9 protein-coding genes are annotated in these 19,080 nt (G+C 42.0%); 8 read left to right on the top strand and 1 reads right to left on the bottom strand.

The genetic code is table 11. From position 1 onward, the window contains the following. Nucleotides 1–38: 38 nt before the first annotated feature. Entirely contained in the window at nucleotides 39–4,085 is a 4,047-nt protein-coding gene (locus tag QJ048_RS15970; protein ID WP_282335400.1) for a hybrid sensor histidine kinase/response regulator transcription factor, read from the bottom strand. 401 nt (nucleotides 4,086–4,486) lie between these two features. On the opposite strand from QJ048_RS15970, the gene QJ048_RS15965 reads away from it, so the two are divergent. The 8 genes from QJ048_RS15965 to QJ048_RS15930 all read left to right on the top strand — a co-directional run bounded on the left by QJ048_RS15965 (nucleotide 4,487) and on the right by QJ048_RS15930 (nucleotide 19,068). Beyond that, nucleotides 4,487–7,603: a SusC/RagA family TonB-linked outer membrane protein gene (locus QJ048_RS15965; RefSeq protein ID WP_282335399.1), complete on the top strand. Its 3,117-nt coding sequence runs from the start codon at nucleotides 4,487–4,489 to the stop codon at nucleotides 7,601–7,603. Between the two features lie 19 nt (nucleotides 7,604–7,622). Continuing rightward, a complete protein-coding gene (locus QJ048_RS15960) occupies nucleotides 7,623–9,407 on the top strand; it encodes a RagB/SusD family nutrient uptake outer membrane protein (RefSeq protein WP_282335398.1) in 1,785 nt (594 codons plus the stop codon). Between the two features lie 314 nt (nucleotides 9,408–9,721). Then, nucleotides 9,722–10,924: a glycoside hydrolase family 88 protein gene (locus QJ048_RS15955; RefSeq protein WP_282335397.1), complete on the top strand. Its 1,203-nt coding sequence runs from the start codon at nucleotides 9,722–9,724 to the stop codon at nucleotides 10,922–10,924. Nucleotides 10,925–10,933: 9 nt separating this feature from the next. Next, nucleotides 10,934–12,379, top strand: a complete 1,446-nt coding sequence (locus QJ048_RS15950) for an alpha-L-fucosidase (protein WP_282335396.1) — start codon at nucleotides 10,934–10,936, stop codon at nucleotides 12,377–12,379. 136 nt (nucleotides 12,380–12,515) lie between these two features. Then, entirely contained in the window at nucleotides 12,516–13,778 is a 1,263-nt protein-coding gene (locus QJ048_RS15945; RefSeq protein ID WP_282335395.1) for a DUF2264 domain-containing protein, read from the top strand. A gap of 198 nt (nucleotides 13,779–13,976) precedes the next feature. Continuing rightward, a complete protein-coding gene (locus QJ048_RS15940; protein ID WP_282335394.1) occupies nucleotides 13,977–14,537 on the top strand; it encodes an RNA polymerase sigma factor in 561 nt (186 codons plus the stop codon). A 53-nt stretch (nucleotides 14,538–14,590) separates the two neighbouring features. Then, entirely contained in the window at nucleotides 14,591–15,643 is a 1,053-nt protein-coding gene (locus tag QJ048_RS15935) for a FecR family protein (RefSeq protein ID WP_282335393.1), read from the top strand. 257 nt (nucleotides 15,644–15,900) lie between these two features. After that, nucleotides 15,901–19,068, top strand: coding sequence for a SusC/RagA family TonB-linked outer membrane protein (locus tag QJ048_RS15930; RefSeq protein WP_282335392.1), 3,168 nt, complete (start codon nucleotides 15,901–15,903; stop codon nucleotides 19,066–19,068). The last annotated feature ends 12 nt before the right edge of the window (nucleotides 19,069–19,080 follow it).

Below are 19,080 nucleotides of genomic sequence, written 5' to 3'. Positions count from 1 at the left end.
ATCATAATAATCATGAGAATCATGAAAATCTGCGTTCTCTATTCACTCACTTCATCTGATTGAATAAACTCACTCGGCGTTTTTCCGAACTGCTTCTTAAATTCCTTACTGAAATATTTTCTGTCGTTGAATCCTACCATTACGCTAACCTCAAACACGGAGTATTGGCCTTGTTGCAGCAACTGAGCGGCTCTTTTCAGTCGTATCATTTTTGCAAAATCATTTGCAGACATGTCGGTTAGCGCCCTTATCTTTTTATACAACACTGATTGACTCATCATCATTTTTGTTGATAAAAGTTCAATATTAAATTCCGCGTGATCCATATATTCTTCTATCACGCCAATTAATCGTGTAAGGAATTGTTCGTCAACAGTATTGATGGTAATGTTTTGCGGCTGCAACACAAACTCCCTGCTGAACTTTAACCGCATTTTCTCTCTCGCCGCAAGAAGGTTTCTTACACTTAATTCCAGTACCTGTGTGCTGAATGGTTTGGTTAAATACAGATCCGCTCCTGTATCTAAACCCGTAACCTGGTCACTTTGTGAGCTCTTTGCCGTGAGCAGGATCACAGGAATATGGCTCGTGCGTTCGTCAGTCTTTAATTTCTGGCAAAGCATAAAACCATCCATCTCCGGCATCATTACATCGCTGATAATAAGATCAGGGATTTCTTCCGTAGCCGCTTCCCAACCTTCAACTCCATTAACGCACTCGGAAACATTGTATTGACGCAAACAGTTTTTGATCAAATTTCTCAATTCGTCATTGTCTTCAGTTACCAGGATATTGTAGCGCTTTTCTTCTGGTTCTGCAGCAGTGTTGGAAACCCGTTCTGTCTGTTTTTCATTTTCAGGTGTGGCAATATTTTTCGTTATGTCTTGCGATAACTCCGTAGTTCCAAAATGTTCATGACCTTTCAAAAGCGTTACCGTAAAGCACGTGCTGCCTTCCATGTTTCTTGTAGCTGGAGTGCTTTCTACCGTAAGTCCTCCATGGTGCAATTCAACAATCGTTTTCGACAAAGCCAGCCCAATGCCATAACCACTGCTTTGAGACTTGTTGTCACTCACCTGGAAATAATTGGTAAACAATTTATCGAGGTGCTGGGGAGCAATTCCTTTTCCGTTATCAGTTATATGAATTTTGACTTTGTCGCCTTTGCTTTCTACGTGCAACGCAATAGCACCGCCCGGTGGAGTAAACTTAAAGGCATTGGTAAGTAAATTATAGATCACCTTTTCCATCTGCTCCCTATCAAAATAAAGATTGACAGCACTTGCATCGTGTACAAATGAGGCTCTTATATTTTTTGCAAGGGAAACATCTTCGAACGACGTGTAGATATCGTTTAAAAAAGCAATCAGGTCATGGTTGGCAATATGCAGTTTCAAATGATGAGATTCCGCCTTTCTGAAATCCATTAGTTCAGTCACGAGTTTCAGTAGGCGGCTGGCATTTTTTCTGGCATTGTCCAGGTGATGTTGCAATACATTATTGTGTGCGTTTTCCTGTTGCATTTTTTCTATCGGCGCCATGATCAGTGTAAGATGCGTCCTTATCTCGTGAGAAATATTGGTGAAGAAGTTCAGTTTTATTTCATGCAGCTCCTTATCCCGCCTCAACAGCGCCCTGATGTAAAAGAAACGGACAACAAGGAATACAATGGCGGCCACAAACAAAGCATATAACAGGTATGCCCAGCTGGTTTTCCAAAATGGGGGCGATACCGTTATTTTCATGGACACAGGCTGGCTCAATACACCGTCGTTGTTCACTCCTTTGATCTGCAGTGTGTAGTTACCCGCCGGTAAATTGGTGAATGTGGCAGAAGGAGTGTTGATGGCCGTCCAGTCTTTATGCACGCCTTCGAGTTTGTAAGCGTATTTGTTTTTATCGGGACGAACAAAATTCAACAATGCAAATTCAATGGTGAACGTATTTTGCTGATAGGAAAAACGAAGATGATCAGTCTGGCCAATGTCCTTGTGCAGAATTTTAAACTCATCATTTATAACCACTGGTGTATTGAAAATTTTCAACCCTGTAAAAACCAGCGACGAAGCCTTCGTGTTGCGTTCTATTTTACCAGGGAAAAAACTGGTCAACCCTTTCATGCCTCCAAAAAATAATTCACCGTTTCGGTTTTTGTAAAAAGCATTATTGTTAAATTCATTTCCAGCTAATCCATCACTCGTGGTATAGGTTTGAAAAGTCTTCGCAACGGGATCAAAACGGGCAAGTCCGTTACCCGTGCTTAGCCAAAGTTGGTTTCTGTCATCTTCAAGAATGCCAAGGACATTATTGTTCGGCAAACCGTTTGCAGTAGTGTAAACCGTAAAAGTGTTGTCGTTGTTATTATATTGGGCAAAGCCATCATTGTACAACCCGATCCAGACGTTCCCTTTGGTATCCGCCAGTATACAATTGATATTAGGTGAGGTCTTATTAAGTATGGAAACTGGCTTAATGGTTTTGGTTGTGTGACGAAATAAAAACAAGCCTTCTAAAGCTCCAATCCAAATGTTGTGATGTTGGTCTTCCGCCAGTGCACTGATATTTTTTGCATCCATGTTTTTCAACACATCTTCATAACCAATGGAGGAAAGATTTGTCCCGTCCCGCTCAAACACTTTGAGACCGCTGTGATTTCCTACCCAAAATCTGTGCTGGCTATCTTCGAAGAGTACCTCTACTTCTGAATGTTTTCGATTTTCATTATTTAGATAATACTTGAATTGTTGTGTTTTCGGATTAAAAAGGTTCAAGCCGCCGCCATGCGTGCCCACCCAAATATTTTTATCTTTATCAATGAAAACTGTTTTAACAAGATTGGAGTTCAAACTGCCTTGCCGGCCAACTTCGTTTTTATACGTTTTAAATTGTCCCGTAGCTCTGTTGTAAAAATTCAATCCACCACCTTCTGTGCCTATCCATAAATTATTATTTTCATCTGCGACGATCGAGCTCACTACATTATTGCTGATGCTCGATTTTGTGTTTCTATGTTGCCATGCAGTGAACGAGGTAGTGATCGCGTGCGTTACATTGGCGCCTCCAAAAAAAGTACCGATCCAAATCGAACCATTAGCATCTTCAAAAATGCTGTGCACTGAATTCTGACTCAGGCTCTTTTCATCTTCCGCATTGTTTGCAAGCGACTCTATTTGTCTGGTAACTGGATTCATGATACTGATCCCTTCCTGCGTGCCGATCCATAACTTTCCTGATTTGTCCACAACTAGTGACCTGACATTATTATTAATAAGGCCGTTTCCCGAAGGTTGGTTGCGATAGCTTTTAAATTTCCCGGTAACGGGGTCATAACAGTTCAAGCCATTCATGGTACCTATCCAGATCTTACCCGTTTTATCTTCTGCAATGGATTGGATCACGTCGTCGCTCAAAGTCGAAGGATCGGCAGGGTCGCTCTTAAATTCTTTTGTTTTATAACCATCGGAGGTCTTACTAAAGTGATAGAGGTGTTTGAACGTGGCCACCCAAAGTCCTTCCTTAGAGTCGGTAAAAAGTTTTTGTATGGCTTTCGTTTTTACTTCCGCGGGGAATTCTTGTTGGGGGGCAGGAATAAATCGGACGGTTGCCGTATTTCCACAATAGAAAAGTCCCTTCGATGTGCCTAGCCACAGTTCCTCCTTTTTCCCTTCGGCCAAACCGTATATCTCAGGTTGTTGATCCTTATTGAAGCCCGGTAAATAGATCCTCGCAAATGAATTGCTTGCCGCATTAAATATATCCAGTCCATTGGCCGTGCCTACCCAAAGTGTTCCTTCTAAATCAAAAAAAAGTGTGTTTATATAATTGTTGGAAAGCGAACGGCTGTCCGCCGGGTTATTTTTGTATACAACCACATGCGTGCCATCAAAACGATTGAGGCCATACCGTGTTCCCAGCCAGATAAATCCTTTGTCATCCTGTGTAATGCACAGCACCGAACTTTGTGACAAACCCTGTTCGACAGACAAGTGGTCAAAAGAAATTTTCTGAGCGCCTGCCCGGAAACCTGTAATAAAAAAGGAAAGCAATCCAATAAAATAGAGTAGGGTGTATCTGCTAACTAACATGGCCTATGGTAATACTAGGTATGAAGGTAGTTGAAAAATGAAAACGTAGAGACAAGGCACTGCCTTGTCTTTCGAACAGGCGGTAATAGCAAAGACAAGGCAGTGCCTTGTCTCTACAATTAATCATTTTTTAATCTTATGATAATCAATGGTTAATATTTTCTCTTTATAGAAAACAGGATTTTACCCCTTCATAAACGGAATCTTCACCCGTGGTTTTTGGAATATCGACAGAAATTTAAAGCACCAACTCACCAGAGTTTCTCAACTTAAAACCAACTAAAATGCGATTCACCAAAACTCGTTGTAGAGAGAAAAACTTTTGGCAACTATGGCGATTGCCTGCGGCAAAAAAGACTCCCATATTATTGGCTGTTGTTTTTTGTTTCCAAAAACAAACAATGGCTTTACCGGGAAATTTGACCTCTCCTTATAATAACCTGAGGGTTCCCACAAAATCAATCGGAGGAAAAGTAACTGATAACGCCGGCAAACCGCTTGCCTTTGTATCAGTAAAAGTAAAAGGCACCACCCGCGGAACGGCCACGAATGCCGATGGCGTGTTTAACATTGATGCCAACAAAGGAGACATTCTTGAATTTTCATTGATTGGTTACGTCGCTACAAACGTAACAGTTGGTGACAATACCAGTATAAACATCACCATGAAGCCTGAATCCGCAGGCTTATCTGAAGTGGTAGTGGTTGGGTATGGCTCGCAGAAAAAAGTAAATCTTACCGGCGCAGTTGCTCAGGTTACCGCAAAAGAAATTGAGGGCCGTCCGGTTGCCAACGTTGGGCAGGCACTGCAAGGCGTTATTCCCAACCTGAATGTTACCATTAGCAACGGAAGTCCTAACACTACCCCGTCATTGAACGTGAGAGGAGGTACTTCATTTACCAAAAGCGGCACCGACTTTGTCATTCAGACAGGTTCGCCTTTTACATTGGTAGATAATATTCCAATGGACATCAGCCAGGTGAACCCGGAGGACATTGAAAGCATTTCACTTTTAAAAGACGCCGCTTCATCTGCAATTTATGGAGCAAGAGCTGCATACGGTGTGTTGTTGGTTACCACCAAAAAAGGAAAGAAAACGGAGAAGCCAAGCATTTCCTATTACAATGATTTTCAGTGGAACAAACCCGCAGCCATTCCTGACTTGTTGAATGCCTACGAAATTCAGGATGCGTTGATCAAAGCACAAGCCCTGCAAAATGCATCGGCTTCTACAGACATGATCACTAAGCTGGCAGCCATCAAAGCATACATGGACAACCCCAAAACAGCATCGCCTTACATCATGAGTGTGCCGGGCAACGATGCGAGTTCCATCATTTGGGTGGCTAACCAGAATCCTTATAACGAAGCAGTTAAAGCTTCTTCACCCATGCAAAAGCACAACCTGAGTTTATCGGGCGGTAGCGAAAAAAATACTTACTACGCATCGCTCGGCTACCTTGACCAGGATGGAATTTACAAACTGAATACCGACAAATTCAAACGTTACAATGCGACTTTCAATTTGTCCTCTCAGGTAACAAACTGGTTCAAACTTGATTTCAGAACAAACTATTATAACACAACTTACACGCAACCGGTTAACCCGTCGGGAAAAGGAGGTTGGTGGAGAGCTTTGTCGCAGGAGCCTGATAGAAATGTGAACATGCCAATGCATGCTCCGGCAAATGCACCTAACAATATGGGAGGCAGGTACACGGATAATATTTTGTCATTCATGGATTATGGTTCGTTAGACAGGCAGAACACAGAAAACCTGTTGTTAGGTGTTTCTCCATCCATTAAGCTGGCCAAAAACTGGAACATTAAAAGTGATATCGCATACACGTCGAATAGCTATTCTGAAAAAAGAATCATACCGGAATTAAACAGGATAGAAACGAGCTGGTACTCTACCACCAATGTGTACACCAGTCCCAGCTCTGTTTACAAGATATCCGATCATTTCAATCAATATCTCGTGAATGTTTATACTGATTATTCCTACTCGCTGAAGAACCACAACTTCTATGCGTTGGCGGGCCTCAACCAGGAATGGTACAAAGACAATTATCTTGACGCAACAGGAAACAGCATGATTACTCCTTCTGTGCCGGTGATTACTCAAACTACCGGACAGAGAACAGCAAATGATGCTGAAAGTGAATGGGCGGTACGTGGTGCGTTTTACAGATTCACCTACAATTACAAAGGCAAATATTTGCTTGAATCAAACGGCCGCTATGACCAGACTTCCCGTTTCCCCGAAGATTCAAGAAGCAAATTCTTTCCGTCTGTTTCCGCAGGATGGAGAGTGTCAGAAGAGAAATTTGCAAGTATTATAAAACCAGTGGTGACAGATCTTAAACTGCGTGCTTCTTACGGCAGCATCGGTAACCAAAATGTGGCAAACTACATTTACGTTCCTTCTTACGGAACCACTTCGCAGGTTACACAACTATTCAATGGTACAAGACCTGTTGGTATTACACCTCCGGGATTGGTTGATCCTAACATCACATGGGAAACCGCGTCTACATTGGATTTTGGAGTGGATGCGACTTTAATCAACAAACTGGATATGCAATTCGACTGGTATAACCGTACAACAAAAGACATCCTTGTAGACGGTAGTAAGTATCCTGCGGTTTTAGGAACAAACCCACCTACGCAAAATTCAGGTGAATTGCAAACCAAGGGCTGGGAGTTGTCACTGAAATGGAGAGATGCTGCCAGCAACGGTTTCAGATACGATGTTGCTTTTGGTTTATCCAATTATCAAACCACCGTTACGAAGTTCAACGGCAATCCTAACAAGTTGTTAAGCACTTTATATGCGGGTCAAAAAATGGGAGAGATATGGGGCTATACAACAGAAGGTATTTTCCAGTCAAATGATGAAATTGCAAAAGCGCCAAGTCAGAAACAGATATACTCCGGCCTTCTTTATCCGGGCGATGTTCGTTATGCTAACCTGGATGGTGATACCATCGTTTCCCAAGGCTCCAACACTGTCAGCGATCCTGGCGACAGAAGAATTATCGGTAACAGCACACCACGTTTTCAATTTGGTCTCAATAGTAATTTTTCATGGAAAAATTTCGATCTGAATATTTTCTTCCAGGGCGTGGGTAAACGTGAAGTTTGGGTTGGTGATAATTTATTCTGGGGCGCAATCGCCGGTGGTATTGGTACAAGACAAGTGTACAGCGATTCATGGACACCAGACAACACCGATGCATTTTATCCTGCATACAAAGCGGCGTCGCAAAATATACAGGTGCAAACAAGATATCTGCAAAACGCAGCATACATCCGCCTGAAAAATTTCACACTCGGTTATTCTGTACCTATGAAGACGATCAGGCACATTGGTTTGCAAAAGGTGAGAGTTTATGCCGCAGGTTACAATGTATGGCAGTACAGCAAAGTGCCAAACGTGTTTGATCCTGAAGTGCTGAGCGCAAATTATCCGATGATGAAATCTTTTGCTTTTGGTCTGCAAGTAACATTCTAACACTCAAAAATCATTATACATGAAATCGAAAATATTAGGCTTAATTGCTTTTTCGGTTACTATTTACAGTTGTAATAAAGACTTTTTAAACAAGTATCCGTTAGATAGCATCAATGATGGGAACTACTGGAACTCAGAACAGGATTTGCAATTGTATAATAACAGCATTTATCCCACCTATATTGTTGGCTTTGGATACGGTTTCGGCGATGCAACCATAGCGCCTTATGGCTATACACAAGCTGCCATTGCGTATGGAGATGTGATCACCGACAATGCCGCCCCGAATACATATTCTAAAGTTGCGGCGAACCAATACATAAGTCATTTAACTGGTGGAAGCGGCTCCGGCGGATGGAACTTTTCAAACATTAGAACACTCAACTTGTTCCTGGAAAATTTCAGAAGAACAAAAATTCCCACCGCCACACAAAACGTTTACGGCGGCGAAGTGTACTTTTTTAAGGCATGGGACTATTTTGAAAAAGTAAAACTTTTCGGCGATGTGCCGTGGCTCACAAACACATTGACTACAACGTCTCCTGAATTATATGCGCCAAGAACACCGCGTGCGCAAGTGATGGATTCTGTTTTAAGAATCATTGATACCGCCATCGCATGGTTGCCTGCAAAAGGAAAGGAGATAACAGATCGCCTCAATAAAGACCAGGCGTTGTTTTTAAAAATGCGCATTGGTTTGTATGAAGGCACTTACAGAAAATATCACACTGAATTGAATCTCGATGGGAAAAAATTCCTGCAGGCCGCGTCAGATGCCTGCGAACAGTTAATGACCGGAAATTATTCCTTAGTTAAGTCAAGCAATGCGGCACAAGCATACAACTCTTTGTTTGCACAGTACACTTACAAAGGCAACTCAGAAGTTATATTGACCAAAGAGTATTCTGAAAGTCTTCAAATGGGCGTTGCATTCAGCCGCTACTTTGCACAGAATTTAAGGCACCAGTTTGGCGCGACGCGCAACTTCGTTGACGAGTATTTGTGTAAAGATGGTTTACCTATTTCAACCAGTCCGCTTTTCTTAGGAAGAGATTCTATTCAACTGGAGCTTCAAAACCGTGACCCACGCTTATCACAAACCATTTGCAATTTTGGTACATACTGTTTGGCAGTGGGCGTTTCACAAGGTGCAAACAATGCGCCCAAGCCAAATATTCCAGGGCTTTCAGGTAACAAATGTCCTACAGGCTATCGTTTGGCAAAATGGTTCCTTAACGATCCTGTAGATTGGAACAGAGTTACGAATGGCATGCAGGCCGCACCGGTATTCAGATACGCTGAAGTGTTGCTGAGCTATGCGGAAGCAAAATTTGAATTGGGTCAATGCGATCAGGCTGTTGTTGACAAAACCATCAACGCAATAAGAGACAGAGTTGGAATGCCAAAACTCCTGATTACTGCGATTCCAACTGATGCTGTGTTAGACGGCAATTACACGAAGTATTGTGCTTATATACCTGCTCCGCTGCTGCGCGAAATAAGAAGAGAAAGAAGAGTAGAAATGGCATTTGAAAATACAAGATGGGATGATCTTATGCGCTGGAAAGCAGGTCGCTTCTTAGAGATACCGGTAGAAGGAATGAAGTTTGTGCAGGCGCAATTTCCAACAGTTAAGATCAATACAGATGTTTACTTAAGCAGTGGTGGTTACTTGCTGCCGTACGCGAAAACATTGCCTAACGGAAGAGCATTTGACGAAAAGAAACAATATTTATTTCCTATCCCTGTAGAGGATTTGACATTGAACCCGAAATTAAAACAGAACCCGGGCTGGGAACAATAGTTTTTTCTCATGGGCAGTTTTTTAATCAGCAAGAGGCCCCGTGGATTTTCTCGGGGCCCAGTTTAAAAACTTATGATCAGTGCATTGAAATTTAGAAGGTCTGACGCAATATCCTTCAATAAAATGCGACTTGTCAGATTAATGCCCCACGGGCAAAAACGTACGTTGGTACCTTGTTCTATTGATGTTATTTCCCTACGGGAAATCCCTTGCCCGTAGGGCATTGATATCAATAGAAAAACAGAATCAGTTACAACATTGCCCGTAGGATATTAATATCAATAGAAATTTAAAACGAATCCAATTATTGAGTAATGAAAAGAGTAGGTTTGATGACGGTTATTGTTGTGGGCTTTTTTGTTGCGAAGGCTCAAACAACCGATAGTAAGATAAGAATGGCAGAGCTGGTTCACGAAAATTTTTTGCTTGCGGATAGCCAATACCGTTATATGTTGACACAAATACCGGCGGGTCAGATGCCGCAATCTTATGACGAAAAAAATAAGAAGTTGCTTGCCAATGAAATTACCTGGTGGTGCAGCGGTTTTTATCCCGGATCACTCTGGTACATCTACGAGCAAACGAAAGATGAGACTATTAAAAAAGAAGCGGAAGCTGCTTTAAATCTCATTGAACCCAATCAAACCTACACAGGTAATCACGATCTGGGTTTTATGATGTTTTGCAGCTTCGGCAATGCTTACAGGCTTACCCAAAACGAAAAATACAAGAACATTATTTTCCGCTCCGCGGAAACTTTATCGTCACGTTATCGTCCTTCCATTAAAGCAATTCAGTCATGGAACAGTAATGTATATTTCAAATGCCCTGTTATCATCGACAATATGCTGAACCTTGAAATGCTTTACTGGGTAAGCAATAACGGCGGCGAAGCAAGATTCAAAGACATCGCAATTGCACATGCAAACACTACTTTGAAGAATCATTTCAGACCTGATTACAGTTCATATCATGTGGTGGATTATGATTTGAAAACAGGCGGTGTAATTCGCAAAGCAACCTGGCAAGGAGCTTCCGATAATTCATCATGGGCGAGGGGACAAGCGTGGGGGCTGTACGGCTACACGATGATGTACCGGTTTACAAAAAACAAAGACTATTTAAAACAGGCCTGCAATATTGCGAAATACATTTTGCATCATCCTAATTTGCCAGCTGATAAAATACCTTACTGGGATTTCGATGCGCCTTTTATTCCTAAAGCAAAACGAGATGCTTCAGCTGCGGCAGTTATGGCTTCGGCATTGTTGGAATTGGGACAGTATTGTTCGAAAGACGAAGGCAAAGAATTTGTGGCTGCGGCAGAAACTATTTTGCAATCTTTGTCAAGCGATACCTACCGGTCGAAGTTTAAAGAGAGTGGCGGCTTTCTGTTAAAACACAGCACCGGAGGGTTACCATTAAATTCCGAAATTGATGTGCCGCTTATCTATGCTGACTATTATTTTCTGGAAGCATTGAAAAGATATAAAGACTGGTATTTACTAAATACATAACCTATTACTATGACTGGAATTGATCAATACAAGAAAAACAAACGATCGCTTAAGTCGATATTACTTGCAGGGAGCTTGTTAATATCTGGTCTTTTGTCTGCACAGCAACCCAAAGTTTTGCAGCATGGAGCACACCGAGTAGGAAAAAGAACGGATGTCGAGATGGCCACCTGGCGTGGTTATGGAATGGGGCAGTTTATTCACTGGGGTGTTTATTCTTTGTTTGGCGGAGAGTTGAACGGTAACTACTACAATGGTGCAGCAGAATGGATCCGCTCCTGGAAAGACATGCCGAATGGCGTCTATGACTCTGCCTATAAACAATTCAACCCTTCATCATTCGATGCGACACAGTGGGCAAAGATGGCGAAGCAGATGGGTGTGCGCTACGTGACCTTTACTACAAAGCACCATGATGGTTTTTGCCTTTGGCCAAGTAAATACACAGATTATACAATTGCTAACTCGCCCTGCAAAAAAGATATAGTAAAGCAAGTAGTGGACGCATACACCAAAGAAGGCATTGATGTCTATCTGTATTTTTCCATCATGGACTGGCACAATCCAGATTGGCGCTATGATCTGAAAACAAAGGAAGACAGTGTTGCATTTGAACGTTTTAAATTATTTACGAAAAAACAGCTAACGGAATTGCTTCAACAGTATCCGCAAACAAAAGGACTTTGGTTTGATGGTACATGGGATAACAGCTGGAAAAAAAGTGGTGCATTTACAGACACACTGGAGCAATATTTAAAAACGCTGCATCCGGGATTGATCATTGGAAGTCGTTTTCGTGCAGATGAATTTGGCAACCGGCATGTGGATGCAACCGGTGTGCTGATGGGCGATTACGAGCAGGGCTGGGAAAGGAAGATTCCAAAAACTTATGCAGACGTACATGGCAATGACTGGGATTGTGTGATGACCATTCCGGAAAATGGCTGGGGCTACCAGAAAAAATGGCTCGGTCATTGGAAGACAACAAATGAAATATTGGAGATGACCGCACAGTGTGTTTCACTCGGCGGAAATTTTGTACTCAACTTCGGACCTAAGCCAGACGGCACTTTCAGACCGGAAGAAGTAGAGATTGCAAAAGAAGCCGGAGAGTGGATGAAGATCAATAACGCAGCGATTTACAATTGCGAATACGCCGGATGGGAGAAACAGGATTGGGGTTATTATACAAAGAAGACAAACGAAAACAAAGTGTACATGATCGTTTTCAATGTGCCGGTTTCAAGAAGTTTGAAAGTCAAACCTTCAAAGAACACATTGGTTGACAAAGCATATTTGCTGACAGCGCCGGGCAAAACTTTGTCGCTTGAGAAATTGGATTACGATGCATCATTTATTCAGTTACCTTCAGCACAGTACAAGCAACCTTTTGTGATTGTTTTGGAAACAAAAGAAGGCGGTGAAAAGAGCGACGAGCAAAAAGCAAAAACCTAAAATGAGTTGTTAGTTGATAGTTTTTAGTTGTCGGGCTTTCTGTGATACTGGCGGATAATTTCGTTCCTATCAATTACAAGAGATTCCAATAAGACTTCTAACAACTGTCAACGAACAACGAACAACTTATAAAAAAATGCAAAGAAGAAATTTCCTCAAATGGTCCTCGTTGCTGGGTTTTGGCGGCTTTATTCCGGGACAAAAAGTTTTGGCAAATGATAAAATTGATTTTGCTGCACCTGCAAAACAAAACGACAGAGAATACTGGGTATGCCTGCTGGATAAAATAGCAACGCCGGTTTTAAGCAATATGAGTAAAGGAGAGCTGAGAAAAAATATGCCGGTGGTGTATAGTCCTATTTGGGATAACAGAAACAAGCAGGTGGCATACATGGAAGCATTTGGACGTTTGATTGCAGGCATTGCTCCGTTTCTTGCCTTGCCAAATGATAACACTCCTGAAAACAAAACAAGAGAGCGTTTGCGAGAGCAAACATTGAAAAGCCTTGCGCATGCTGTGAATCCCCAAAGCCCTGACTATTTATTTTGGGGAGATGGCAAAACCGCGCAGCCGATAGTAGATGCCGCTCATATCGCACAGGCATTGCTGTATGCGCCGGATGCTTTGTGGAAGCCGTTGAGTGAAGAAACCAAACAACAGTTTATTCATGAATTTAAAGCGATACGCAGTATCAAGCCATTTAATAATAACTGGGTATTGTTTGCGGCAATGATTGAAAGCTTTTTGTTAAGCATCGGTGAAGAAATTGACGCAGCAAGAATTGATACGGCGATTGATAAGGTTAACAAATGGTATGTAGGAGACGGCTGGTATAGTGATGGCGACAAATTTCACTTTGATCACTACAACGGTTATGTAATGCATCCAATGATGGTGGAAGTATTGAAGGCGAATGTTGAAAAGGGTAGAAGACCTAAGAAAGAGTACGATGTAGCTTATAAGAGAATGCAACGTTATGCATCTTTCCAGGAGCGATACATTTCCCCGGAAGGCACCTATCTTGTTGTAGGCCGTTCTTCTACTTATCGCGTTGGAGCTTTTCAACCATTGGTAAAACTCGCGCTTGAAAATAGCCTCCCGGAAGGCATTGCGCCTGCGCAGGTGCGTTGCGCACTTACAGCGGTAATGAAAAATATGTTCATCTCTTCTACGTTTACAAAAGACGGCTGGCTAAGATTAGGATTGATTGGTGACCAGCAGGAGAATCTTGCAGATTATTATTCCAATACAGGAAGCATGTATGTAACATCGCTTGTGTTTCTTGCGTTGGGTTTGCAATCGTCGCATGAATTTTGGTCGGCGCCATTTACGGAATGGACGCAGCGAAAAGCCTGGAGTGGAAAACCGTTTCCAAAAGATTATGCAGTGGATTACTAGGTCCGCAAAGAATTTTAAAAAGCTCGCAATTTTGCGGGCTTTTTTTGTCGCCCACATTATCGTGGCAGATTTTCCAAAATAACCATATTGGAAAAGATATAACGAAATTGCTGAGCGTCCGGGCAGAGCAAAAGAAAAATTACCTTCCTGGCCACACCTACTGTTTGCAAATCCGAATTTTTATATATTTGATCCGATTTGGATTACATACTTGCCATAATAAACGGAGATGAAACTGCTTTCCGGGAGGTATTCAATGGGTACCACGAGAAGCTTTATTTCTATATTTTCACCAAAACGAAATCTGCATACCTTGCGGAAGAAGTGGTGCAGCTATCCTTTATAAAACTTTGGAAATACAGAAAATCACTCAATCCGTCTCTGGCTTTTTCCACCCAATTGTACAGAATTGCCACTACAACTTTGATCGATCTGCTTCGCAAACAAAGTCTTTCGCAGGACCTAACAGTTGGTCTTGAGAAAACAGATATTCCTTCGGACGAAGATTTTTATGCAAACAACGGTGCCAAAGAAATGCAGGCCCAGCTGCAGACAGCTATGCTAAGCTTGCCGCCGGTAAGGAGGAAGGTGTTTGAAATGAGCAGGATGGAAGGCTTGTCATACAAGGAAATAGCACAGCGGTTGTCCATTTCCACCAAAACCGTAGAACACCATATTTCAAAAGCACTAAAAGCGCTAAGAATTCATTTTCCTACACTCACACTAATTTTTCTTTGTGGCAATTCCATTTTCAGATAGGGGTAGTGAGATAAATAAACGTATAATAATGGTAAATATCCATTTAGGCAGCCATGATTACAAAGACGATGATTGACAGATTTCTTAAAGGGCAGTGCAGTAAGGACGAAGCTGCGGAAGTATTGCGACATTTCGAGCGATACCCCGACTCCGTATTCGAGCACCTAGATGAAAAAGAGTGGAACGATTTCAAGGCGCAGCAATCACTTTCTGGTGAACAAAGCGCTAAAATGTGGGACGCTGTACAAAATAAAAGCCGCAAGTCTCCATCAATAATTTATTACTTAAGAAAACCGGCCGCGGCCGCTGCTATTGTTATTGCCATAGCAGGCTCGTGGTTTTTACTTTCAAAACAAAAGGGTAGCGTAATTCAAACCGGGACGAAAAATATACAACAGGAAATTGCCCTTAAGACAACTAGCAACAGTTCTGCAAAAGAAATGCTCGTTGTGTTAAGCGATTCTACTGTTGTTGAATTGATGCCTGGAAGTTCTATTTCCTACTACGATGCTTTTTCGTCAGATAAACGAGATATAGAACTAAGCGGAGGCGCAAGTTTTTCCGTAGCAAAAGATAGTCACAGACCATTTACTGTTCACTCCGACGATATCGCCACAACTGTGCTCGGGACAAGATTTTCAGTGAAATCATTTGCGGGAGAAGACAACATCCGTGTATCATTATTTGAAGGGAAGGTTGTTGTGAAGCCCTCTGCCACAGCACCAAAGAGCGAAATGAAAGATGTTTACATGGCGCCGGGAGATATACTGCTTTACTCAAAAAATAATAGAGTTGCCACACTCAAACACAAGCCTGGTTATTTGTTGCCAAATGTTTTAGCGGTTAAACCCCACCATGGATCGCAAACCATGCAGGGCAACAACTGGTACATGTTTAACAACCAGTCGCTGGCCGAAGTATTTGATCAGCTTGAAATACTGTACAATCAAAGGATCGTTTATTCAAATGCAGATATAAAGGGCATCACCTTTATCGGCAAACTGGATAACACAGACTCTTTGGATAATATACTTTCTTCCATTGGCTTGATTAATAACCTTAAGATTGAGAAACGTGCAAATGGATATTTAATAAAAAAGAAGTAGAAAAACTCAGTACACACCACAACACCATTTACCTTATTGCTCACTACGACGGAGCTTCTTAGAAGGCCCGCTGACAGCGCCTTTGACAAGCCTGTTGAAATAGTTTGCTATTTCTCATCCTGAATGTTTTTTTCAAAATTTTCCAATATAAAATTTTCGTTAAAAAAAAATAAGACTTGATGGGGGTAGGTTGAATTATAAACGTATAAGTAATATGAAAACGCCAAAACTGATTTGTAAATCTTAATTGATTAATTATGATTGTTTGCTTTATTAACTCCAAAAAGCGATTGTCAATTTGGATGTTGACAATGCTTTGCCTGCTAACCATTTCAGCCCAATCACAACAGGTCAACTCTGTGAGGGGCCAGGTTAAAGATGAAAAAGACAACCCTATTGCCGGTGCATCTATTGTCGCGAAGAACGACAAGACCAGCTTCACTGCCGGCGCCCAGTCTGACACTTCGGGTATTTTCCAATTTTTAAAACTTCCTGCCGGCGGCCCATACACTTTTACAGTGTCTGCTATTGGCTACGAGACGCAAACGCTCTCTGGGTACATCGTTCAGCAGGATGCAAAAATGTCATTGCTTGTAAAACTTGTATCAAAAGCCACTGCGCTCGAACAAATAGTTGTAGTGGGTTATGGTACGCAAAAGAAAGTTGATTTGACGGGTGCCGTTGCTGTGGTTGACAAAGCCGATATTGTGAACAAGCCTGTGCCCAACATAATGGCATCCATGCAAGGATTGTTGCCCGGCGTACAAATCACACGCAGCAATGGTAAGCCTGGTGATGAAGGTTACGATATCCGCATTCGCGGCTTCTCTTCTGCCAATGATACCAAAGCCCTGATATTGGTAGATGGTATGGAGATGGATATGAACCTGCTTAATCCTGACGACATTGAATCTATCTCTATTCTCAAAGATGCTGCCGCTGCATCCATTTATGGTGCAAGAGCTGCAGCCGGCGTGGTGTTGGTTACTACAAAAAAAGGATCGGGAGGCAGAACAAATATCAACTTCAATTCTTACTATGGATTGAATATTACAGCGAGACAACCTCAGCGTTTAAGTTCTTGGGATGAGCAAACGCTGATCAATGAAAGCCGCGTAAATTCAGGTGCTGCGCCAGAGTTTACGGATGAACAAATTCAGTGGTTGAGAAATCGCAACTTCGATTACAGACCCAATATGAGTAACAACCCAACAGGAAGCCCTAATGCTCTTCGCTGGGATTATTACGATAACATTAACTGGGTGAAAGAAGGTATGAAGCAGCAGAGTTCAATGCAGAACTATTCACTGTCAATCAGCGGTGGAAAAAAGGAACTCAACTATTTGCTTTCCGGTGGATATTACACTCGTGAAGGTGTTATTAAATACGGCCCCGATCAAAACGACCGTTACAACCTTCGCCTGAATGTGAATGGTGAGCTGAATAAGTACATGAGCCTCTCTGTAAACGCCAGCTATGCGGGCTCTTTTATTGCAGAAAACTCTTATGGTGTAGGCAACGTGATTGAGCGTCTTTACCGCATTCGTACACGTCAACCTATTTACGTGCCTGCTGAAGATAAAACAGGATCTATTTACAACGGTGATTTGCAAGTAAACCCGATTGATCTTGAAAAGAACTCAGGTGTTACAAATAAAAATTACCAGGCGTTCACCGGGATTGGTAACCTTGCTATAAAAAATCTTGCGAAAGGCTTGGTGATTAACGTAGTCGGTTCACGTCTGATGGATAACTACGATGAACGTTCTGAAAAACGAAGTTTGTACTGGTATGGTATGACCACATCGAATGTGCGCTTCAACGCCAACGTGCCAAATAGTCTTAGCAAGAAAAAGAACAATGGCTGGCACAATAATCTACAGGCATATGCTACATACAATGCGAGCATAAAGAACGACCATCACTTTAAATTAATGGGTGGTTATTCATACGAAGAATACCGCAAAGATGAAATGTCTGCCGGCGCCAACACAATGCCTACCAACGATTTCTATAGTTTAAATTATGGCGATCTTACTACGAAAACCAATAGTGACCTTGTAGAAACATGGGCAATGGAATCATACTTCGGAAGATTCAATTATGATTTCAGAGACAAGTATTTATTTGAAGCAAACCTGCGCTATGATGGTAGTACAAGGCTTGATCCTTCCAATCGCTGGGGCGCATTTCCTTCCTTCTCTGCAGGATGGAAAATCTCCAATGAAAACTTTATGAGGAACGTTTCATTCATTGATAATCTAAAACTGCGTGCTTCATGGGGACAATTGGGAAATGGCGCTGTTCTTGGTTTGTACGATTATGTGGCATTGCTTAACAGTGGTAATAGTTTGTCATTTAATGATCAGAAAACGCCTTACTACTATCAATCTACCATGCCTTCAAAAAATAAAACATGGGAGATCGTTCAGACATCCGATGTCGGACTGGATGTGGCTTTTCTGAGAAATCGCCTGAACGTGACAGCTGACTATTATATCAAACGCAACAAAAATATGCTGGCTACTTTACAGTTGCCTTCATTGATCGGTGTTGATGTTTCAAGCAGCAATGTAGGAGAATTGAAAAGCTGGGGTTGGGAGTTTGATATCAGATGGAAAGACCAGTTTAGAAATGGTTCATACTCGATCGGTTTCAATATAGCTGATAACGAAAATGAGCTTGCAAAGTACGATGGCAAAAATTCAATAGGCAATGGTGGTGTTGTAAACCTCTTACAAGGTTACGCATTGAACACTATCTGGGGATACAAAACAGATGGATATTTCCAACAACCTGAGGACTATGCAAAATATGGTATTACCAAAACCGGACAGCCTGCAAACGTAGGTCCCGGTGATGTAAAGTACCTTGATCTGAACGGTGACAAAGTAGTAAACGCTGGCGGCGGTACTCCTCAAAATCCAGGCGACCTCGTTTATCTCGGCACTACAAATGCACGTTACACATTTGGTTTCAATCTTGGTGCAACATGGAAGAATTTTGATTTCTCCTGCTTCTTCCAAGGCGTAGGAAAACGCAACTTCCTCATTGATGCCAACACATTGAATCCATTGAATGCAAGCTCCAACATGCCATGGACGATCATGATGGACAGGTGGACGCCTGATAACAGGAATGCATTGTTCCCGCGCACTTATGCGAGCAACAACTTCAACTTTGATCCTTCTGATAAATGGGTGCAAAACGGAAGTTACATCCGTCTGAAAAATATTCAGATCGGCTACAATGTGCCTGTTAAAAGAAAGTTCTTCCAAAGCATACGTGCCTATGTTTCCGGTCAGGATTTGTGGGAGTATACGAAAGTGTTGAATGTGTTCGATCCTGAAGTGAGTAACAATGTAAATGCAAATACGTATCCTTTCTACAGAGTTGTATCATTTGGATTGAACGTTGGTTTTTAATGCTGATTCTTT

It is taken from the genome of Pinibacter soli, assembly GCF_029961145.1.
GTDB classification, from domain to species: Bacteria; Bacteroidota; Bacteroidia; order Chitinophagales; family Chitinophagaceae; genus Pinibacter; species Pinibacter soli.
The sequence above is the reverse complement of the archived record's forward strand: the minus strand, read 5'-3'. Positions and strand labels throughout refer to the sequence as shown.